The sequence below is a fragment of the Corallococcus caeni genome (assembly GCF_036245865.1).
Classification (GTDB): Bacteria; Myxococcota; Myxococcia; order Myxococcales; family Myxococcaceae; genus Corallococcus; species Corallococcus caeni.
In genome coordinates, this window is the sequence record NZ_BTTW01000001.1 from 815,849 (window position 1) to 832,236 (window position 16,388).

At 70.7% G+C, this 16,388-nt stretch carries 15 protein-coding genes; 5 read left to right on the forward strand and 10 right to left on the reverse strand.

Annotation, left to right across the window (positions count from 1 at the left end; translation table 11 throughout):
• Window positions 1-86: 86 nt before the first annotated feature.
• Window positions 87-1,100 carry a S1 family peptidase gene (locus tag AABA78_RS03395; protein ID WP_338261593.1) on the forward strand — a complete coding sequence of 338 codons (1,014 nt, stop codon included), beginning with the start codon at window positions 87-89 and terminating at the stop codon, window positions 1,098-1,100.
• Window positions 1,101-1,121: 21 nt separating this feature from the next.
• Here the strand turns inward: AABA78_RS03395 and AABA78_RS03400 are convergent, their stop codons facing one another.
• Entirely contained in the window at window positions 1,122-1,706 is a 585-nt protein-coding gene (locus AABA78_RS03400) for a DUF2378 family protein (RefSeq protein ID WP_338261594.1), read from the reverse strand.
• A 371-nt stretch (window positions 1,707-2,077) separates the two neighbouring features.
• On the opposite strand from AABA78_RS03400, the gene AABA78_RS03405 reads away from it, so the two are divergent.
• Window positions 2,078-4,204, forward strand: a complete 2,127-nt coding sequence (locus AABA78_RS03405; RefSeq protein ID WP_338261595.1) for a M4 family metallopeptidase — start codon at window positions 2,078-2,080, stop codon at window positions 4,202-4,204.
• A 92-nt stretch (window positions 4,205-4,296) separates the two neighbouring features.
• Here AABA78_RS03405 and AABA78_RS03410 read toward each other — a convergent pair whose 3' ends face one another.
• The gene (locus AABA78_RS03410) at window positions 4,297-5,607 is read right to left on the reverse strand and encodes a M18 family aminopeptidase (protein ID WP_338261596.1); all 1,311 of its coding nucleotides are present in this window, start codon (window positions 5,605-5,607) and stop codon (window positions 4,297-4,299) included.
• Window positions 5,608-5,619: 12 nt separating this feature from the next.
• On the reverse strand, window positions 5,620-6,453 hold the full coding sequence (locus AABA78_RS03415; protein WP_338261597.1) for a hypothetical protein: 834 nt from the start codon (window positions 6,451-6,453) through the stop codon (window positions 5,620-5,622).
• A gap of 120 nt (window positions 6,454-6,573) precedes the next feature.
• Here AABA78_RS03415 and AABA78_RS03420 point away from each other — a divergent pair, with 120 nt between their 5' ends.
• On the forward strand, window positions 6,574-7,284 hold the full coding sequence (locus tag AABA78_RS03420; protein ID WP_338261598.1) for a hypothetical protein: 711 nt from the start codon (window positions 6,574-6,576) through the stop codon (window positions 7,282-7,284).
• Between the two features lie 130 nt (window positions 7,285-7,414).
• Here AABA78_RS03420 and AABA78_RS03425 read toward each other — a convergent pair whose 3' ends face one another.
• Both AABA78_RS03425 and AABA78_RS03430 read right to left on the reverse strand, forming a co-directional pair.
• Window positions 7,415-8,350: an acyl-CoA dehydrogenase family protein gene (locus tag AABA78_RS03425; RefSeq protein ID WP_338261599.1), complete on the reverse strand. Its 936-nt coding sequence runs from the start codon at window positions 8,348-8,350 to the stop codon at window positions 7,415-7,417.
• Window positions 8,351-8,400: 50 nt separating this feature from the next.
• Window positions 8,401-9,072 (reverse strand): SET domain-containing protein, encoded by a 672-nt coding sequence (locus AABA78_RS03430; protein WP_338261600.1) that lies wholly within the window; start codon window positions 9,070-9,072, stop codon window positions 8,401-8,403.
• A gap of 103 nt (window positions 9,073-9,175) precedes the next feature.
• Here AABA78_RS03430 and AABA78_RS03435 point away from each other — a divergent pair, with 103 nt between their 5' ends.
• A complete protein-coding gene (locus AABA78_RS03435) occupies window positions 9,176-9,550 on the forward strand; it encodes a DUF423 domain-containing protein (RefSeq protein WP_171412486.1) in 375 nt (124 codons plus the stop codon).
• An 18-nt stretch (window positions 9,551-9,568) separates the two neighbouring features.
• On the opposite strand, the gene AABA78_RS03440 is transcribed toward AABA78_RS03435, so the two are convergent.
• From AABA78_RS03440 to AABA78_RS03460, 5 genes are all read right to left on the reverse strand, one after another.
• On the reverse strand, window positions 9,569-9,877 hold the full coding sequence (locus tag AABA78_RS03440; protein ID WP_338261601.1) for a hypothetical protein: 309 nt from the start codon (window positions 9,875-9,877) through the stop codon (window positions 9,569-9,571).
• Between the two features lie 87 nt (window positions 9,878-9,964).
• Complete coding sequence (locus AABA78_RS03445) at window positions 9,965-11,113, reverse strand: tRNA nucleotidyltransferase/poly(A) polymerase-related protein (protein ID WP_338261602.1); 1,149 nt, start codon at window positions 11,111-11,113, stop codon at window positions 9,965-9,967.
• Complete coding sequence (locus tag AABA78_RS03450) at window positions 11,110-12,756, reverse strand: cyclic peptide export ABC transporter (protein WP_338261603.1); 1,647 nt, start codon at window positions 12,754-12,756, stop codon at window positions 11,110-11,112. The genes AABA78_RS03445 and AABA78_RS03450 overlap by 4 nt, the downstream gene beginning before the upstream one ends.
• 96 nt (window positions 12,757-12,852) lie before the next feature.
• Window positions 12,853-13,905: a hypothetical protein gene (locus AABA78_RS03455; RefSeq protein ID WP_338261604.1), complete on the reverse strand. Its 1,053-nt coding sequence runs from the start codon at window positions 13,903-13,905 to the stop codon at window positions 12,853-12,855.
• Window positions 13,906-13,930: 25 nt separating this feature from the next.
• On the reverse strand, window positions 13,931-14,614 hold the full coding sequence (locus AABA78_RS03460; RefSeq protein WP_338261605.1) for a glutathione S-transferase family protein: 684 nt from the start codon (window positions 14,612-14,614) through the stop codon (window positions 13,931-13,933).
• A 139-nt stretch (window positions 14,615-14,753) separates the two neighbouring features.
• Between AABA78_RS03460 and AABA78_RS03465 the strand changes: the two genes are divergently transcribed.
• On the forward strand, window positions 14,754-16,226 hold the full coding sequence (locus AABA78_RS03465; protein WP_338261606.1) for a hypothetical protein: 1,473 nt from the start codon (window positions 14,754-14,756) through the stop codon (window positions 16,224-16,226).
• The last annotated feature ends 162 nt before the right edge of the window (window positions 16,227-16,388 follow it).

Sequence of the window (16,388 nt, forward strand, 5' to 3'; positions counted from 1 at the left end):
GCGGGCTGATACAACGCGATGCGGCCGGGCGCGTCGGATGTAACTCGATGGGAATGCCGGCCGAAGCATCACAAGTGGGGGTGGCCATGTCCGACGACGACCAGGCACGCCGTGCGCGGGCCGAAGAGGCCTTGCGGCGCACGAGTGCCTCCCTGGTGTTGCTGGACCTGGGGGGCCACACCGCCACGGGCTTCGTCATCTCCTCCGAGGGCCACGTCGTCACCAGCCTCCACGCGGTGGCCAGCGCGCGCGCCATCACCGCCGTGCTCCCGGACGGCCTGCGCTCCCCGGTGGTGCAGGTGGCCGCCGTGGACGAGCGCCGCGACCTGGCCGTCCTGTGCCTGTCCGTCCCGGACCTGGTGCCCGCCCTCCCGCTGGGCCCCGCCACGCTGCCCCGGGAGGGCGAAGCGCTGCACGTGCTCCAGGCCCACGCGGACCGCCCTCCCGAACAGCGCCTCCTGGAGGTCCGCGCGGTGCAGGTGCTGGGCGAATGGCTCACCCTGCTGGAGCTGTCCCGCACCCTCCCCGAGGACGCCTCCGGCTCGCCGGTGCTGGACGCGAAGGGAGAGGTGGTGGGGCTGGCCACCGCGGCGCTCGCCAACGGCCGCGCGCTGGGACTCGTCATCCCGGTGCGCTACATCACGCCGCTGCTCAAGGCGCCCGGTCCGCTGCGCCCGCTGTCCGCGCTGGACGCGCCCCGGCAGCGCGCCGCCCGCGTGCGCCAGGTGCCCCAGCACCCCGTGGGACTGCTGGAGGGCTGCGCCCCGCCGGCCGTGGAGTCCGTGGCCGCGCTGCTGGGCCAGGCCATCAACGTGGGCGCCCCCACCTACAACCGGGGCGACGTGGAGGGGTGCTACCGGCTCTACGCGCAGACGGCCGAACAGCTCATCGACGAGCGCGACGACTGCCCCGGCGTCCAGCGCGCGCTGCGCGACGGCCTGCTGCGCTGCGAGGGCCTGAAGGACGCGGAGGACCGCGCCTGGGCCCTGCGCGACACGTTCGACGGGCTGATGGACGTCATCGGCCGGTGGCGTCAGTCACATCCGGCGCCGCCCGCTGCCGTCAGCAAGCGCCCCCCGCCGAAGACGTACCTCAACTAGGGCGGGGGGACGCGCCGGCCGTCAGGCCTCGTCCCAGCGGATGCGCAGCGAATAGTAGTGCTCGGCGCGCTCCAGGACGTCCACGCGCGGCAGCACCCGCGTGCGGCGCAGCACCTGCTCCATCACGCCCGCCACGAAGTCCGGCAGCGGATCCGCGTCCACCACGCGCGCCCGCCACTCCCTGGCGCGCACCGGCTCCAGCATCAGCTTCATGTCGTCGCGTCCCGCGCGCAGGTACGTGGGCAGCCGCGCCAGGCACCGCTCCGCGCCCAGCAACGGCGCCGCCGCGGCGAAGATGCGCCCCACCAGCGTCTGCGCGAAACCCTCCACGTAGTGCGTGCCCAGCACGCGGTTGGCGTCCTCGCTCGCCAGGCCCGGGCACGCATGCCGCCGCGCCACCGCCAGCGACGCGCGCCACACCTCCAGCGGGAAGACCTCCTCCACGGCGTCCGGGTCGTAGCCCACGTCCCGCAGCGCCTGCGCGAACAGGCCAGACGGCCTCAGGGCGTGCTGAAACAAGCCCTCGAAGTTCCGGCGCGGCACCCGCACCGGCAGCGGCGCGAAGGCAGGCGCCTCCCGCGTCTCCGGATGAATCCACGGCTCCATGTCTCAACCCCCCCAGGGTCCAGCCCCCGCACCAACCCGGCCGGGAAACCGTGTCGCAGTGTATCAGCCTCCACGCATCCGTCCTGCCTGCCTGGTTGCCGCTCGGATGTATTTTTCCATGAATTTTCGCCGCATTTTCGGCCCCCCGCGGCGGCGGCTCCATGACGGCTCGCGTCGGGGATTTCAGGAATTCGGGTCACAATGGACCCCTACTGAAAGCAAAATTTCCGTGTCAACCGTTGAATTCACAGGAAGTCCACCAGCGCTATCCCCTGAATTCCGGGCTGCCGCGTTAACTTCTTCAACCCATCGGAAACTCTCGGAGTTCGTCGTGCGAGAATTGTTCATCCCCCTTGCAGCGTGAGTGTTCAATGACCATTCGCCGCACCGACGGTTCGACGCCCGTTTCTCTCCGCCCCACCACTGACACCGCGACCCCGGCGAAGGCCAAGAACGTCCTGCGCGTGAAGGACGGCTTCGAGTCCGTCTCCCGCACGGGCGCCGCCGCTGGCGCGCAGCCCACGGCCGCCGCCGCGACGACGCAGTCCTCCACAGGGGCCACGGCCTCGCAGCCCGGCCGCCTCGCGCTGGACAGCAAGGAGGCGCAGCAGGCCATCCAGGCGTCCCTGAAGCACCTCACCCCGCCGATGACGGCCTCGTCGCTGCTGGCGGCGAACAAGAGCGGCCCGACGCTGGCGCCCCGGAGCGTGGAGCGCGACGAGCTGGGCATGACCCACGTGCGCCTGGACCGCATGCACGAGGGCGTGAAGGTCTTCGGCGAGCAGCTCATCAGCCACCTGGGCGCGGACGGCAAGGTGTCCAGCGTCACCGGTGAGCAGAACCCCATCCCCGCGGGCCTGGGTTCGCAGAAGCCCAAGCTGGCGCCGCAGCAGGCCATCGACATCGCGAAGAAGGAGCTGGGCGGCAAGGCCGACAAGCAGCCCTCTTCCGAGCGCGTCATCTACCAGGACAAGGAAGGCAAGTACCACTCCGCCTACCAGGTGGAAGTGACGCAGATCGCCGGGCAGGAGAAGCCCAAGAAGCAGAACTACATCATCGACGCCAACACGGGGAAGGTGCTGGAGAGCTTCAACAAGATCGGCGGCTGGACCAAGTCCGCGCCCGCGCAGCTCCAGGTCAACGGCACCTCCAGCCCGAACGTCGCCATCCCGGACAAGGGCCAGGTCCAGTCGAAGATCAACATCCCGGACGGCGTGACGGTGGACAAGCTGTCCGTCGACCTGAACATCAAGCACACCTGGAGCGGCGACCTGAAGGTCACGGTCACCAGCCCCTCTGGCAAGTCCGCCGTGCTGCAGGACCGCAAGGGCGGCTCCAAGGACGACATCGCGGGCTCGTTCGACCTGTCCGAGGCCTTCAAGGGCGAGAGCGCCAAGGGCGAGTGGACCATCACGGTCGAGGACAAGGCCGCGCGTGACACGGGCACCCTGAACAACTGGAGCCTGAACATCACCGCGAAGGAGACCACGCCTCCGCCGACGGATCCGCAGAACCCGCCCACGGGCACCGCGGACGACCTGTCCATGTACAGCGGCCACGTGGACCTGAAGACCAAGAAGGAAGCGGACGGCACGTACTCGCTGGAGGACTCGACGCGCGGCAAGGGCGTGGTGACCTACGACGCGAACAACAAGCCCACCGCGTCCGGCCAGACGAAGATCACCGACAACAACGACAAGTGGGGCGAGGCCACCGACCCGGCGCGCGCCAAGGCCGCCGTGGACGCGCACTACGGCGCGGCGACGACCTACGACTTCTACAAGGAGATCCTGGGCCGCGACTCCATCGACGGCGCGGGTGAGAAGCTCACCAGCTACGTGCACGTGAAGAACAACTACGTGAACGCGTTCTGGGACGGCGAGAAGATGAGCTACGGCGACGGCGACGGGAAGCAGTCCGGCCCGCTCACCACGCTGGACATCGCGGGCCACGAAATCACCCACGGCCTCACCGAGCGCACCGCGGGCCTCATCTACAGCGGCGAGTCCGGCGGCCTGAACGAGGCCTTCTCCGACATCATGGGCACGGGCGTGGAGTGGTTCGCCGCGCAGAAGAACCCCGAGGCCAAGTGGAACTGGACCGTGGGCGAGGCCGCGTGGACGCCGAACAACGGCAGCAACGAGGACGGCCTGCGCTACATGAACGACCCGACCAAGGACGGCTACTCGGTCGACAACTACAAGAACTACCCGAAGCAGACGGAGGTGCACGGCTCCAGCGGTATCGCCAACAACGCCTTCTACCTGCTCGTGGAGGGTGGCAAGAACCGCACCTCCGGCCTGGAAGTGAAGGGCGGCGTGGGCATGGAGGACGGCCTGAAGATCTTCGGCCGCGCCCTCACCACGTACATGACGCCGAAGACGACGTTCGCCCAGGCGCGTGAGGCCACCATCAAGTCGGCCACCGACCTGTACGGCGCGGACTCCACCCAGGTCCAGAAGGTGAAGGACGCCTGGACCGCGGTGGGCGTGAACTAGTCCCAGCGCTGAAAGCTTCCTGAAACAACCCGAGGCGGGTCCGGTGTCACCACCGGGCCCGCCTCTTCCTTTGTGCCGTCAGGCCCGGAGGCTCAGGCGAAGAAGCGCGTCAGCACCGCCACCATGCGGGCCACGTCGGACGCGGCGGCCAGCTCGCGGATGGAGTGCATGGACAGCATGGGGTTGCCCACGTCCACCGTGCGGATGCCCAGCTGCCCGGCGGTGATGGGGCCAATGGTGCTGCCGCAGCCCAGGTCCGTGCGGGTGACGAAGTGCTGGGGCGTGACGCCCGCCTCCTTGCACAGCGCGGCGAAGTGCGCCCACGACTCGCCGTCCGTCGCGTAGGACTGGTTGACGTTGGTCTTGATGACCGGGCCGCCGCCCAGCTGCGGCTGGTGCTTGGGCTCGTGCATGGAGGAGTAGTTGGGGTGCACCGCGTGCGCCATGTCCGCGCTCACCAGGAACGAGCGGCGGATGGAGCGGTGGAACGCGTCCGCGCGCCCGTCCGAGTGCCCCTGGACGATGCGCTCCAGCAGGTCCTTCAGGAACGGCGAAGCGGCGCCCTGCGCGCTGCGGCTGCCGCACTCCTCGTGGTCGTAGAGCACCACGCCCACCGTGGCCTCGCGCTTGTCCGTACCGGACAGGAGCGCCGTGAGCCCGGTGTGGCAGCTGGCCAGGTTGTCCAGGCGGGGCGCGTGCAGGAACTCCCCGTGCAGGCCGGAGCGCGTGGACGGCTGCAAATCATAGAGGCACAGGTCGTAGCCCAAGAGGTCGTCCGCGGCGGCCTTCACGCCCGCGCGGCCCAGCTCCTCCACCAGCAGCGCGCGCAGCTCCGCGGGGCCCGCGCTCTCCAGGCCCAGCACCGGCACCATGTGCTCCTGCGGGTTGAGCTTCAGGCCGTCCGTGTTGACGCCGCGGTTCAGGTGGATGGCCAGGTTGGGCACGCGCAGCAGCGGCCGGCGGAAGTCCACCAGGTGGTGCTGGGGGCGGCCGTTGTGCAGCGCCACCACGCGGCCCGCGAGCGACAGGTCGCGGTCCGTCCACGTGTGCAGCAGCACCCCGCCATAGATTTCCACGCCGAGCTGCTGGTAGCCGTGGCGGTTGACGGGCGCGTTTGGCTTGAGGCGCAGGTTGGGCGAGTCCGTGTGCGAGCCCACCAGCCGGAAGCCGGTGGTGTCCACGGGCTTCGTGCCCAGCTGGAAGGCGGCGATGCTCGTGTCGCCGCGGATGACGAAGACCTTGTCGCCGGGCTTCAGCGACCAGGACTCGCGCTCGTCCAGCTCGCGGAAGCCCGCGGCGGTGAGGCGGCGGGCCGTCTCGCGCACGGCGTGGTACGGCGTGGGCGACGCGTCGATGTACTGGAGGAGGTCGTTGGCCTGCGTGTCGATGTCGGTCGGGCTCATGGGCCCGGCACGCTAACGCCGTCCGGCCCCGGTGCCACGTCCGACTGTCACCGTCCGGACAGGCGGAGGGGCGCCCGCCGGCAGGATGGTGGAGGAGGGGCGCGTCCCGGGCGCCGCGTCCAGGAAGGTGCCCAGCAGCACCCAGCGGCGCGCCGCGTCCTCCTGGGACGGCTTCGCGGCGAGCGGCGTCGTGTAGTGCCAGAAGGGCAGCCGGTACACGGTGACGCCGCCCACGGTGCTGACCTTCGTCAGCTCGGAGAAGTGCCCGTCCTTCGCGTACACGAGGTACTGGTGGTCCACGGCGGGCATCGTGAGGCTCACGTGCATGTCCACGTAGCCGTCGCGCGCGTCCGCCTCCTCCGGGTGGTGGTCGTTGTGCGGGCCCGTGTAGTCGCCCGGCCCGTAGCAGAGCACCTGGATGCCCCAGCCCCGCTTGAGCGGCCGGCCGCTCACCGCCGCCGAGAAGGCCGCGAACGTGTCCGAGCGCAGCAGCGCCACCAGCCCCACGCCCTCCGCCGCGCGCCACGAGCGCGAGCGCCGGCTCTCCAGGAGCGCCGTGCGCACGCGCACCGTCTTGGGCAGCGCCTCCGTGTAGTTCTCCACCATGCCGGAGATGGAGTCCTCCGGGATGGGGTCCTCCATCGTGACGAGCGTGTCACGCAGCGCCGCGTCCAGGACGTCCCGGGCCTCGGCCGCCTTCTTCACGTCGATGACACCCTGCAGCGCGATGAAGGGCCGCGTGGGGTCCAGGAGTGCCCCACACGTCTCGGAGTCTCGGCCTTCGAGAATGCGGCGGCCCTTCGGGGTGAGCAGGTCAGCGAACTGGGTGGGGAGGCGCGGGGACATGGCGCGCACCATACCGGGACAGGGGCGGAACGCACGCGCCGCAAGGGCGCGAGAGAGGCAACTCCCCTGCCCTCCCGGCGATAATCCGGTACTCCGAAATCCAGGGTAGAAGGTGCCTCCATGACGCAGCCCATCCGCAACCGTCCCGCCGCCCCCTCCGTCGCTCCGTCCCGCACGCAGGCGCCGGCCGCGCAGCCCGCCCGGGCCAACCAGGTCACGCAGGCGTCGCGCGCGGACGTGCTCAACCGCGCGGAGCTGGCGCGCGCCCGCGCGACGGCGGCGCCGGTGCAGGCGACGCCGGGCTCGTGGCGCGGGGGCGCGAACACGGAGGTGGGGCGCGCCATCCAGACCATGCGTCAGCGCCTGTCCGACGTGAACATCACCATCAAGGGTGACACGCCGCAGAGCCTGTTCGACCGGGCCATCCTGGACAACAAGCACGTCACCAACGAGCAGATTATGGAGATGTCCCGGGTGACGCTGGACAAGCTGGCCACCGACCCGGAGACGCGCGCGAAGGTGCTGGAGCGCGTGCCCAACGCGCGCGAGCTGCCGGTGCACCACTTCACGGTGGCGATGCTGTCCGCGGTGACGGGCATCGACCGCGCGGCGCTGTCGGAGGCCTGTCCCGACCTGGGCCTCACCGGCGCGCCCAACACGCCGCTGCTCTACGCCGCCAGCACCGAGCGCATGCAGCGCTCCACCGCCCTGCACGACTTCACGGACTACATGCGCGGCGCGGGCGTGAAGGGCATGAACAAGGCCGTCTGGGGCGTGGAGAACCGCGTCCTGTCCGCGCTCGTCTCCGCGCTGGGCGGCGGCCGGTACTGAAGCCCCCGTAGCCCCCCCCAAGCCCGCGCGGTGGAGGAGGCTTCGAGCCCCTCCCCTCGCGGGCTTCGCTTTGGGACGCAAGCGGCCGCGAAGGCAGGTGTGCCCGCGCCCGTCAGTGCGGAGCGCGTCGTCAGTCGTCGCCCGCGCCGCCGGCCAGCCGCTGCCGCGCGACCTCCAGCCGCTTCGCGCGCACCTTGGAGGCCAGGTCGAGCAGTCGCCGGTCGCGCTGCCACCGCTCGCGCATCTCCACGTCCACGCCCTCCCAGGCCACCTCGCAGCGCTCCAGCGCGCGGTGCAGCTGCGTGAGCGCGCCGCCCAGCGCCACGTGCACGGCCGCGTCGCTGGGGTCCTCCAGCGCCAGCGCGTGGAGCATGACGGCGATGGCGACCAGCTCCTCGCGCAGCGCCACCGGCCAGCCGCACCGGCGGGCCACCTTCACCAGCCAGCCCAGCACCGCCAGGTTGACGTGGCAGTCCTCCACCGTGCGGAACGGCTTGAGGTAGCGGGTGTAGCCATCCCCGGGCAGCACGTCCTCCGCCGCCAGCTCCACGCCGTCCAGCCGCAGCGCCGCGTGCGGCACCTCCGGCACGAAGCCCAGCGGCGGCAGCGGCTCCACCGTCACGCCGGGCGTCCTCGCGTCCAGCCGCACCATGCGCAGGCGGTTGCGCTCCTGGGCGTCGCGGCCCTCGGAGGCGACCACCAGCAGCACCTCCGCGTGCGTGCCCAGCGTGACGTAGGTCTTCACGCCGTCGAGCTTCCAGCCGGACCCGTGCGGCGTGAGCTTCGTCTCGATGGCGCTCGGGTGCCCGCCGCCGGTCTCCGTGGCGCAGAGCGCGGCGCGCCGGTCCGCCGGGAGCTGGGGGAAGAGCGAGCGCAGCGCGGCCTGGTAGCCGGAGGAGAACGCGAACCCCACCCGGTCCATCCGGAAGCCGCTGGCGAGCGCCAGGTCCGCCGCCACCGGGAAGCGAGGCAGCACCGCGAGGTGCCGGCGCCACCAGGCCTCCACGGAGTCGAGCGCGGGAAAGTCAGGGGCCTCGGTGAGCAGGAAGCGCAGGACGTCTTTCACGCCTCCAGTCTAATGCCCGGCTCCGGAGCCTGCGCGCTCCGTTTGGGCCTTCAGCTGGCGGCGCGGCGGCCGCGGCCGGGGGACTTCGTGCGCGGGGCGCTCCGCTTCTTCTTCGCGGGGGCCGGCGGCGCGGACTTCGCCTTCCTGACGGACTTCGCCTTGGACGTCGACTTGGACTTCGAGGCGGACTTCGCCTTGGAGGTCGACTTGGCCTTCGACGCGGGCTTCTTGCGCCGCGCGGGGGCCTTCTTCTCCGGGGCGAGGATGGTGCCCCGGCAGGAGGGCGTGCCGCAGCGGCAGACGTAGAGCGACTCGGCGTCGGCGTCCATCTCCGGGGTGCGCTCGTACGCGTAGTCGTACGTCAGCTCCTCCCCCGGTTCGATGGCGCGCAGCGCGTAGATGTGGATGTGGCCCTTGTCGATGAGCGACTGACAGTTGGGCTCGCAGGAGTGGTTGATGTAGCGCGACTCGTTGTGGATCGTGCCCGCGTCCAGCACCGTGTCGTCGTCCAGGTTGAAGAGGAACGTGTGGTGGCGCTCCATCGACTCGTCGTCGTAGCGGGTGTCCGCCTCCGCCTGGGTGATGCGCTCACCGATGTACTCGATGATGCGCGCGCCCTTGCGGATGCGGCGGGTGGCGAACGCGCCCTGGCCCTGGATGGGGGACTGGCGCAGCTCGAAGGGGATCGACGGGGTCGGCTGGAAGGAAGGGGAAGTCGTCATCGCGGATAGGGGGCGCGGCTGGGGCGGGTGCGTGTTCAACCAGGACGCTGCCGTGAAGCGCGGTGTAGCGTGCCGCAGTCAAGCGCGCGAAGAAAGGCACTCGATGATGCGTTGGTGGCTCGTGGTTGGCGCGGTGAACGCTTTCCTGTCCGTGGCGGCGGGGGCCTTCGGGGCCCATGCGTTGAAGGCCCGGCTTCCCCAGGACCTGCTGGTCATCTTCGAAACCGGGGCGCGCTACCACATGTACCACGCGCTCGCGCTGGTGGCGGTGGGACTGCTGGGCGCGGTGCGCCCCTCCGCGCTGCTGTCGTCCGCGGGGTGGGCGATGCTCGCGGGCATCGTCCTGTTCTCCGGCAGCCTGTACGCGCTGGCCCTGTCCGGCGTGCGCGTGCTGGGCGCCATCACGCCGCTGGGCGGCCTGGGCTTCCTCGCCGGCTGGGTGCTCTTCGCCATGGCCGCGTGGCGCGCCACGCCGTGAAGCGGTGGACAGCGCGCGTCACTCCTTGAGCAGGGGCGGCAGCGGGTAGATGAGGTCCAGGTCGCGGTGGTTGCGCAGCCCGCAGGCCTCGCGCTGCACGGTGAGGTTCCAGCGCAGCCGCTCCGCCTCCTTCCAGAGCGCGCGGTACGCCGCGTAGCGCTCCACGCGCGCCAGGCCGCTCAGGGCGCGCAGCTCCTTCTCCGCCTGGGCCACCAGCACGAGGGCGTCTTCCAGCTTGTCGCCGGAGCGGCGCAACCCGGAGGCGCGCTCGCGTTGGAAGTCCACCTCCACGGGCAGCAGGGCGTTGACGTTCACCGGTTGGGGCATGGCCTCCCCTTAACGCCGGGCGAGCGGCTTCGCAGCGCACGCGCCGCCCCGGGCGCGGGGCAGGCTGGCGGGCAGGCATGACGGGAATCAGGCCTGGGCGGTACCCGCCTCAACGACGAGCGCGGCCAACCGCCGGGCATCGGGCAACAGCGGGTGGCCCTGCGGCCCGGACTCCGGGGACGCCACCACCTGGCCCACCAGGGCCGTCAGGGCCCGCGCGTGCGCCGGAAGGGGCGCTAGCTCCGGCTCCCCCTCCACCAGTTCGCCCAGCACCGCCCCGAGGACAGCTGGATCCGGGGGTCCTCCCGCGTCCGGCGTGGCGACCGGCAGCAACAGCGCGGTGGCCAGTGCCAGCTGGTTGAAGGGCTGCCCCGTGGCGCGCACCTGACGGTCCACGGCATCCACGTGGGCCAGGAGGCGCCGCTCCCGAGCCCCGCTCCCCTGCTCCAGCCACCGGGCCACGGGCGGCAGCAGCAGCGGCAGCCAGCCCATTTTCCGCACCAGCCGCAGGAACGGGGCGCCAGTTCCGGCGCCTACGCCCCGCAGGGTCTCGCTCAACAGGCGGTAGCGCGAACATCGGGCCAGCGCGTCCCCACAGCTTGCCATCGCCTCCGCGGTGGAGGGCTCCAGCTCCATCCCCAGCCGCGTGGCGAACCGGGCGCCCCGGAGCATGATGCCAGGGTCGTTGCGCAGCCGCGCCGGCGCTTCCTCCGGTGTCCCGTTGATGCGCAGCAGGTTCGCCTGGAGGTCGCGCTGTCCGCCGGTCGCATCCAGGACGCGGCCCTGGACCACATCGTAGAAGAGCCCGTTGACGGTGAAGTCTCGAGCGCGGGCGTCCTGCTCGGGCGTCCCCTGCTCCGGGAGGTAGTCCGCCAGCACCTCGTCCTGGATGATCACCGCGTCCGGCCCCGGATGATCGTGCGCGGGATGCGCGCGGAAGGTGGCGACCTCCAGCACCCTGCCGCCTCCCAGGCGCAGCTGGACCACCAGGAACCGGCGGCCTCCGAACGCGACGCTCTGGGGAAAGAGCTCGCGGACCTGGAGCGCGGACGCGCTCGACACCAGGTCAAAGTCCTTGGGCCTGCGCCCCACGAGCAGGTCCCTCACGCACCCGCCCGCCAGGTACGCCACGTGGCCGTGCGCGTGCAGCTTCTGGAGGGTGGCCAGCGCGTCCGGATCAATGCGGGACGCATCCACGGCCTGGAGCGTCGTCCCTGCGGGCGAAGCGGACGTCATGACAGGCTCCTCGTCGGTTGGGCGGCTTCGGACGCCGGCGTCACGATGCGGCCGTCCTCCAGCCGCACCAGCCGGTCCGCGCCGTGGAAGTACCGGTCGTCGTGGGAGATGACCACCACGGCCTTGCCGGCCTCCTTCAGCTCCGGCAACAGCTCCCGGTAGAAGACGTCCTTGAACACCGGATCCTGGTCCGCAGCCCACTCATCGAAGACGTAGACGGGCCGGTCCTCCAGGTACGCGGTGAGCAGCGCCAGCCGCTTGCGCTGCCCGGTGGACAGCTGCGTCGTGGACAGCCGCCCGTCCGTCAACGTCACCTTGCGCTCCAACCTCAGCCGCACGAGCAGCGCACGCGCCCGCTCCGCCAGCGCCGGGGACGACAGGCCCAGCATGCTGTCGAAGAGGTGGAACTCCGCGAAGACCGTGGAGAAGAGCTGACGGTAGTGCGCGCGGTCCGCGTCGGTGACGGGCACGCCGTCCAGCAGCACCCGTCCGCCCTCCGGCACGTACAGGCCGGTGAGCAACTTGGCCAGCGTCGTCTTGCCGCTGCCGTTGCCCCCGACGATGAAGAGCACCTCGCCCTGCACCAGCTCCAGGTGCAGGGGCCCCAGCGTGAAGCGCGTGTCCTCGTCCTCGCGGTGATAGGAGTGCGTGACGCCGTCGAGCGTCAGCCGCTGGAAGGCGCGTGGCTCCGGACGCTCCGTGCCGGCGGGCTCCACGCCCTGCGCGAGCGCCATCCCCGTGCGCTCCACGTTGCGCACCGCCACGTCCGCGCGCATCACGGACTGCAGCAGGCTGATGACGGAGTCGAGCGGCGGCTGCAGGTACAGCACCACCAGCACGTAGCCCACCACGGTGGTGCGCTCGAGCGCGCCGAACGCGGGGAAGGCGTACAGCAACAGGCCGATGAGCGCGAAGACGAGCAGCGACGCCAGCGCCGCGCTCACCGCGTTGACGTCCGCGGTGCGCAAGAGCTGGTCGCGGATGAAGGCGGACGTGGGGCCCAGCTGCTCCTCCAGGAAGGCCTGGCCCCGCCGCCGGTGCAGCCGCAGCTCCTTCATGCCTGCCCACAGCGACCGGTAGTGCCGGAACAACTCGTCGATGCGGCTGCGCGCCTGCTGGAGGCTGTCGCGCGAACGGGACTGGAGCACCATCAGCCCCGCGAGCCCCAGACCCAGCACCAGGCAGAACGCCAGGAACGTCCGCCCGGACAGCCACGCCAGGTACACGAGGCAGCCGCAGATGAGCGCCATGTTGATGAACATGGTGGGCACCTGCACCAGCGCCTGGGAGATGGTGAACGCGTCCTCCTTCAGCACGCCCATCAGCCGGTGCTCGCCCAGCTGCTCCAGCCCCCGCAGCGGTGAGCCCAGCGCCTGCCGGCTCAAGTCCACCCGCAGGCGGTGCAGCATCCCGAAGTTCAACCGGCTCAGCACCATCTGCGAGCCCACGCGCGCGCCCAGCGCCACCGCCACCACGCCCGCGAACAGCCACGCGCTGGACGTGCCCCCGGGGCCGTTGCCGCCGATGGCGTCGTTGATGAGCGCGATGAGCCGGGCGTTGGCCGCACCGGACATGAGGCCCAGCAGGACCGCGAGCGCGAAGAGCCCGCGGGAGGTGCGCAGCAGCAGCGTGAAGACCGTCATCCGTCGTCGTCCAAAGAGGCCGCTCCACGGGCAGGGGCCGGCCTCGCGTCAGGGGGCTGGCGGACGGCCGGTGCGACCCGGGCCGGCGCCGGGAACTCAGTCACGCAGGCCGGGGTGGGTGCGCACGCGCGCGTCCGCGGCCTCGGAGAACTTCTGGAGCAGCGCCTCGTAGCGGTCCAGGCGCCGTGCCCAGTCGCTCGTGGGCAGCAGGTCCAACGCCTGGAAGAGTTCCACCAGCCGCTCCAGGTGCGGCTGCTGCTCTTCCTCCGTCGCGTCGCTCAGCAGCACCAGCCACGCCTGATACGCGTAGCCGATGATCCAGAACGTCGCCTCGCGGTGCCGGCCCGCGTCGATCATCTCCCGCGTGCCGTCCACGTAGTAGGGCCGCAGGTGGCCCCGGAACTTGAAGTCGTAGTGCACCGGCTGGCGCTTGATGCGGGTGGCCAGCTCGAAGGCCTGGTCGAAGTAGGACAGGAAGCGCTCCGTGTCCTCGCGCGTCAGCGTCGCGGTGCCGATGAGCGCCAGCGCCTCCTCGTGCAGGTCCGCGCGGCCCTGGGCCTCCAGCAGCTCCCCGGAGCGCATGAAGCAGCGCCGCAGGGTGAGCGGCCGCGCGTTGGACAGCGACGTGAGCCCCATCATCAGCGCCGTGCCGACATAGAAGTGCATCAGCACCGCGGGCAGGTCCCCGGCGGCCAGCGCCTTGCGCGCCGCCGCCAGGCGCTTGCCCACCAGCTGCTTGCGGCTGTCACACCGGGCCTGCACCCAGCGGCGGCGCGCGTACTCCGCCGCCACCGTCCCGTGCAGCCGGCCCAGCGCGCCCGTGGGGTCCGCGAGGATGACGCCCGCGGCCACGTTGTCCGCGTGCTCCGGCGCGCTCAGGATGGCCTCCGCCGAGCGGAACGGCTCATCCCCCAGCACGCCGCACTCCAGGATGACGCCCTCGTGGACCAGCTCCAGCCGGTCGTCCTTCACGGCGGTGGGGTCCGTCGTCAGCACCACCACGTCCACGTCCCGCCAGGACTCCAGCGGCGTTTCGGGCGGCAGGTGCGTGAGGCTTCCGGCCAGGAAGGCGCCGTGGAAGCCGGGGATGCGGGTGGACTCCTCGGCGACCCAGTCCCGGGCGCGTTGGATGGCCTGGCGTACGTTCATGGCGGTGCTCCCTCTGTCAGGGCCGTCAGCCGTTGAGCAGCTGCACGGGCGGGAAGCGCTTCGCATCCGCGAGCCACCGCGCGATGCCGGGCCGCTGCTGCATGCGCGTGAAGAAGGCGCGCAGCCGCGGATAGCCCTCGATGACCTCCATCAGCCCATTGTCCACCAGCATCTCCAGCATGCCGAAGACACACGTGTCCGCCACGCTCACCTTCTCCCCGACGAAGAAGCCCTCGCCGCCGTGGTTGCGCGCGAGGAACCGCTCGAACAGGCGCAGCCACACCGGCAGCTCCTCGCCCAGCACCACCGGCAGCATCTCCCCCAGCTCGTCCGGAGACATGGAGCTGAGGCTCAGCGCGCGCGCGGACACCTCCTCGACGCTCTCGATGATCATGTCGCACGCCGCCGCCTCCCGGTCGTTGACGCCATACAGGCCCCGCGTGCGCGCCACATGACGCAGGATGGCGCGGCTCTGCACCACGCAGAACCCATCCTGCTCCTCCCACAGCGGAACCTTGTCAAAGGCAAGAATGCCCGTGGCCTTGAGGGCTTCGAACTCCGGCGTCTTCACCTTCGCCTTCGCGTCATAGACGCCCAGGTCGCGGTACTCGTACGCGACCCCCGCTTCCGCCAGCAGCAGGTGGATCTTCTCCGCCAGACCGCGGGCGTGGAAGTACGTCAGACGTGGCAGTCGTGTCTCGGCGCTCATCGGTCGCGAATCACTCTCAGGAATTGGAAGACGGCTGTTGTGAATCACAACAGCTCAAACGGGGGCGCGGAACGTAACACAATTGAAATACTGAGAGAACTGCATTACACGCTCGTGACGCTAAAGGGGGATTGCATCCATGCAGCAGCGGCCCGAGTCCAACACCCTTCCGACCTTCTCCCCCGAACTGAAGACGCTGCATGCGGGGCTGTCCCCCACGTTCGCGGCGTTCCTGGACTTCGCGGAGCGGGAGCCGGAGCTCTACGCACTGCACAAGTTCAACAAGTTCGAGGAGTCCCCGCTGATGCACTACGACCTGCATCGGTGGCCCACCCTCATCGACCTGCGCCGCAGCAAGCTCCTGGAGGAGATGTCGCTGGGCGTCTGCCGGCTCATCAAGCGGGCGCCCCGGAGGCTGTTCGGCGGGGACGCAGCGCGCGTGGCGGCGTACTACGGCCTTCCGCTGGAGCGGGCCCGGGTGGCGCTGGAGGCGCTGGCGCTCACGGACGACGCGCGGGGCGCCATCAGCCGGGGGGACTTCATTGATTCCGCCACGGGCATGAAGTGCCTGGAGTTCAACCTCACCGCGGGCCTGGGCGGCTGGGAGACGGCGCTCCAGGCGGAGCTGGTGATGCAGCAGCCCGCGCTGCAGCGCTTCGCGAAGGAGCGCGGCCTGGTGGTGCATGCGCAGGACACCCTGCACGTCCTCTTCCAGCACCTGCTGGAGGACATGCGCCGCGGCGTGGTGCCCTGGGAGAACGAGTGCAACCTGGGCGTGCTCTTTCCCGACAACGACACGCCGGACGCGGTGGGCATCGAGATGGCCACCATCCTGCTCAACCACCACCTGCAGCAGGTGCTGGAGCCCGCGGGCGTGAAGGGCGAGGTGCTCATCGGCACCTACAGCGAGGTGCAGGACGCGGACGGGCAGCGCTTCACCCTGCGCGGCAAGCGGCTGCACGGCGTGCTGGAGCATGACGCGCGCGACCGGCTCAAGCTCGCGGGTCCGGAGTTCGACGCCCGCGCCCGGGCCGCGCTGGCCGCCCGCACGCTGTGCCTCTACAACGGCCCCGCCCAGGAGATCCTGGACGACAAGCGCAACATCACCCTGCTGTCGGAGCACGCGGAGTCCCCGCTGCTGAGCGACGCGGAGCGCGAGCTGATCCGCCTGCACATCCCGTGGTCGCGCAAGCTGGAGCGCGCGCACACGACGCGCGGCGGCGAGAAGGTGTGGCTGCCGGACCTGGCCTCCAGCCGGCGGGAGGAGCTGGTCCTCAAGGCGGGCCGCGACTACGCGGGCAAGTCCGTGCGCATGGGCTGGGCCACGCCCGCCGCCGAGTGGGACGAGGCCATCCGCTCGGCGCTCGACTCCGGCGGTTGGGTGCTCCAGGAGCGGGTGGAGTCCCAGCCCTACCACTACCTGCGCGCGGACGGCGGCGTGGGGCCCCACAACCTCATCTGGGGTCCCTTCGTCTTTGGCGACCTCTACGGTGGAACCATGGTCCGCATGAACCCGGCGGGCCGGGGCACCGGCATCGTGAACACACGCCAGGGCGCCACCATGTGCGCGCTCGTCATCGCGGAAGAAACACATCACACCGCGAAGCATTGAGACGCGTCACATCATTCATGACGCATGTTGTCGTCAGTTCCATTTATACTGGAATTGCCATGTTTATCAGGCTTCAGCTAGTTTCGAATTGACGTGAAGAATTGCTGTCCTGCGCGTTTGTCATCCGCCACGCAGGCTCTGGGGACCCGACCCCAAGAGGAA

Coding starts and splice junctions, on each gene's coding strand:
- AABA78_RS03435 (WP_171412486.1), top strand. CDS start 9,176: ATGATGCGTTGGTGGCTCGTGGTTGGCGCGGTGAACGCTTTCCTGTCC.
- AABA78_RS03420 (WP_338261598.1), top strand. CDS start 6,574: ATGACGCAGCCCATCCGCAACCGTCCCGCCGCCCCCTCCGTCGCTCCG.
- AABA78_RS03415 (WP_338261597.1), bottom strand. CDS start 6,453: ATGTCCCCGCGCCTCCCCACCCAGTTCGCTGACCTGCTCACCCCGAAG.
- AABA78_RS03395 (WP_338261593.1), top strand. CDS start 87: ATGTCCGACGACGACCAGGCACGCCGTGCGCGGGCCGAAGAGGCCTTG.
- AABA78_RS03455 (WP_338261604.1), bottom strand. CDS start 13,905: ATGAACGTACGCCAGGCCATCCAACGCGCCCGGGACTGGGTCGCCGAG.
- AABA78_RS03405 (WP_338261595.1), top strand. CDS start 2,078: ATGACCATTCGCCGCACCGACGGTTCGACGCCCGTTTCTCTCCGCCCC.
- AABA78_RS03400 (WP_338261594.1), bottom strand. CDS start 1,706: ATGGAGCCGTGGATTCATCCGGAGACGCGGGAGGCGCCTGCCTTCGCG.
- AABA78_RS03410 (WP_338261596.1), bottom strand. CDS start 5,607: ATGAGCCCGACCGACATCGACACGCAGGCCAACGACCTCCTCCAGTAC.
- AABA78_RS03460 (WP_338261605.1), bottom strand. CDS start 14,614: ATGAGCGCCGAGACACGACTGCCACGTCTGACGTACTTCCACGCCCGC.
- AABA78_RS03445 (WP_338261602.1), bottom strand. CDS start 11,113: ATGACGTCCGCTTCGCCCGCAGGGACGACGCTCCAGGCCGTGGATGCG.
- AABA78_RS03450 (WP_338261603.1), bottom strand. CDS start 12,756: ATGACGGTCTTCACGCTGCTGCTGCGCACCTCCCGCGGGCTCTTCGCG.
- AABA78_RS03440 (WP_338261601.1), bottom strand. CDS start 9,877: ATGCCCCAACCGGTGAACGTCAACGCCCTGCTGCCCGTGGAGGTGGAC.
- AABA78_RS03465 (WP_338261606.1), top strand. CDS start 14,754: ATGCAGCAGCGGCCCGAGTCCAACACCCTTCCGACCTTCTCCCCCGAA.
- AABA78_RS03430 (WP_338261600.1), bottom strand. CDS start 9,072: ATGACGACTTCCCCTTCCTTCCAGCCGACCCCGTCGATCCCCTTCGAG.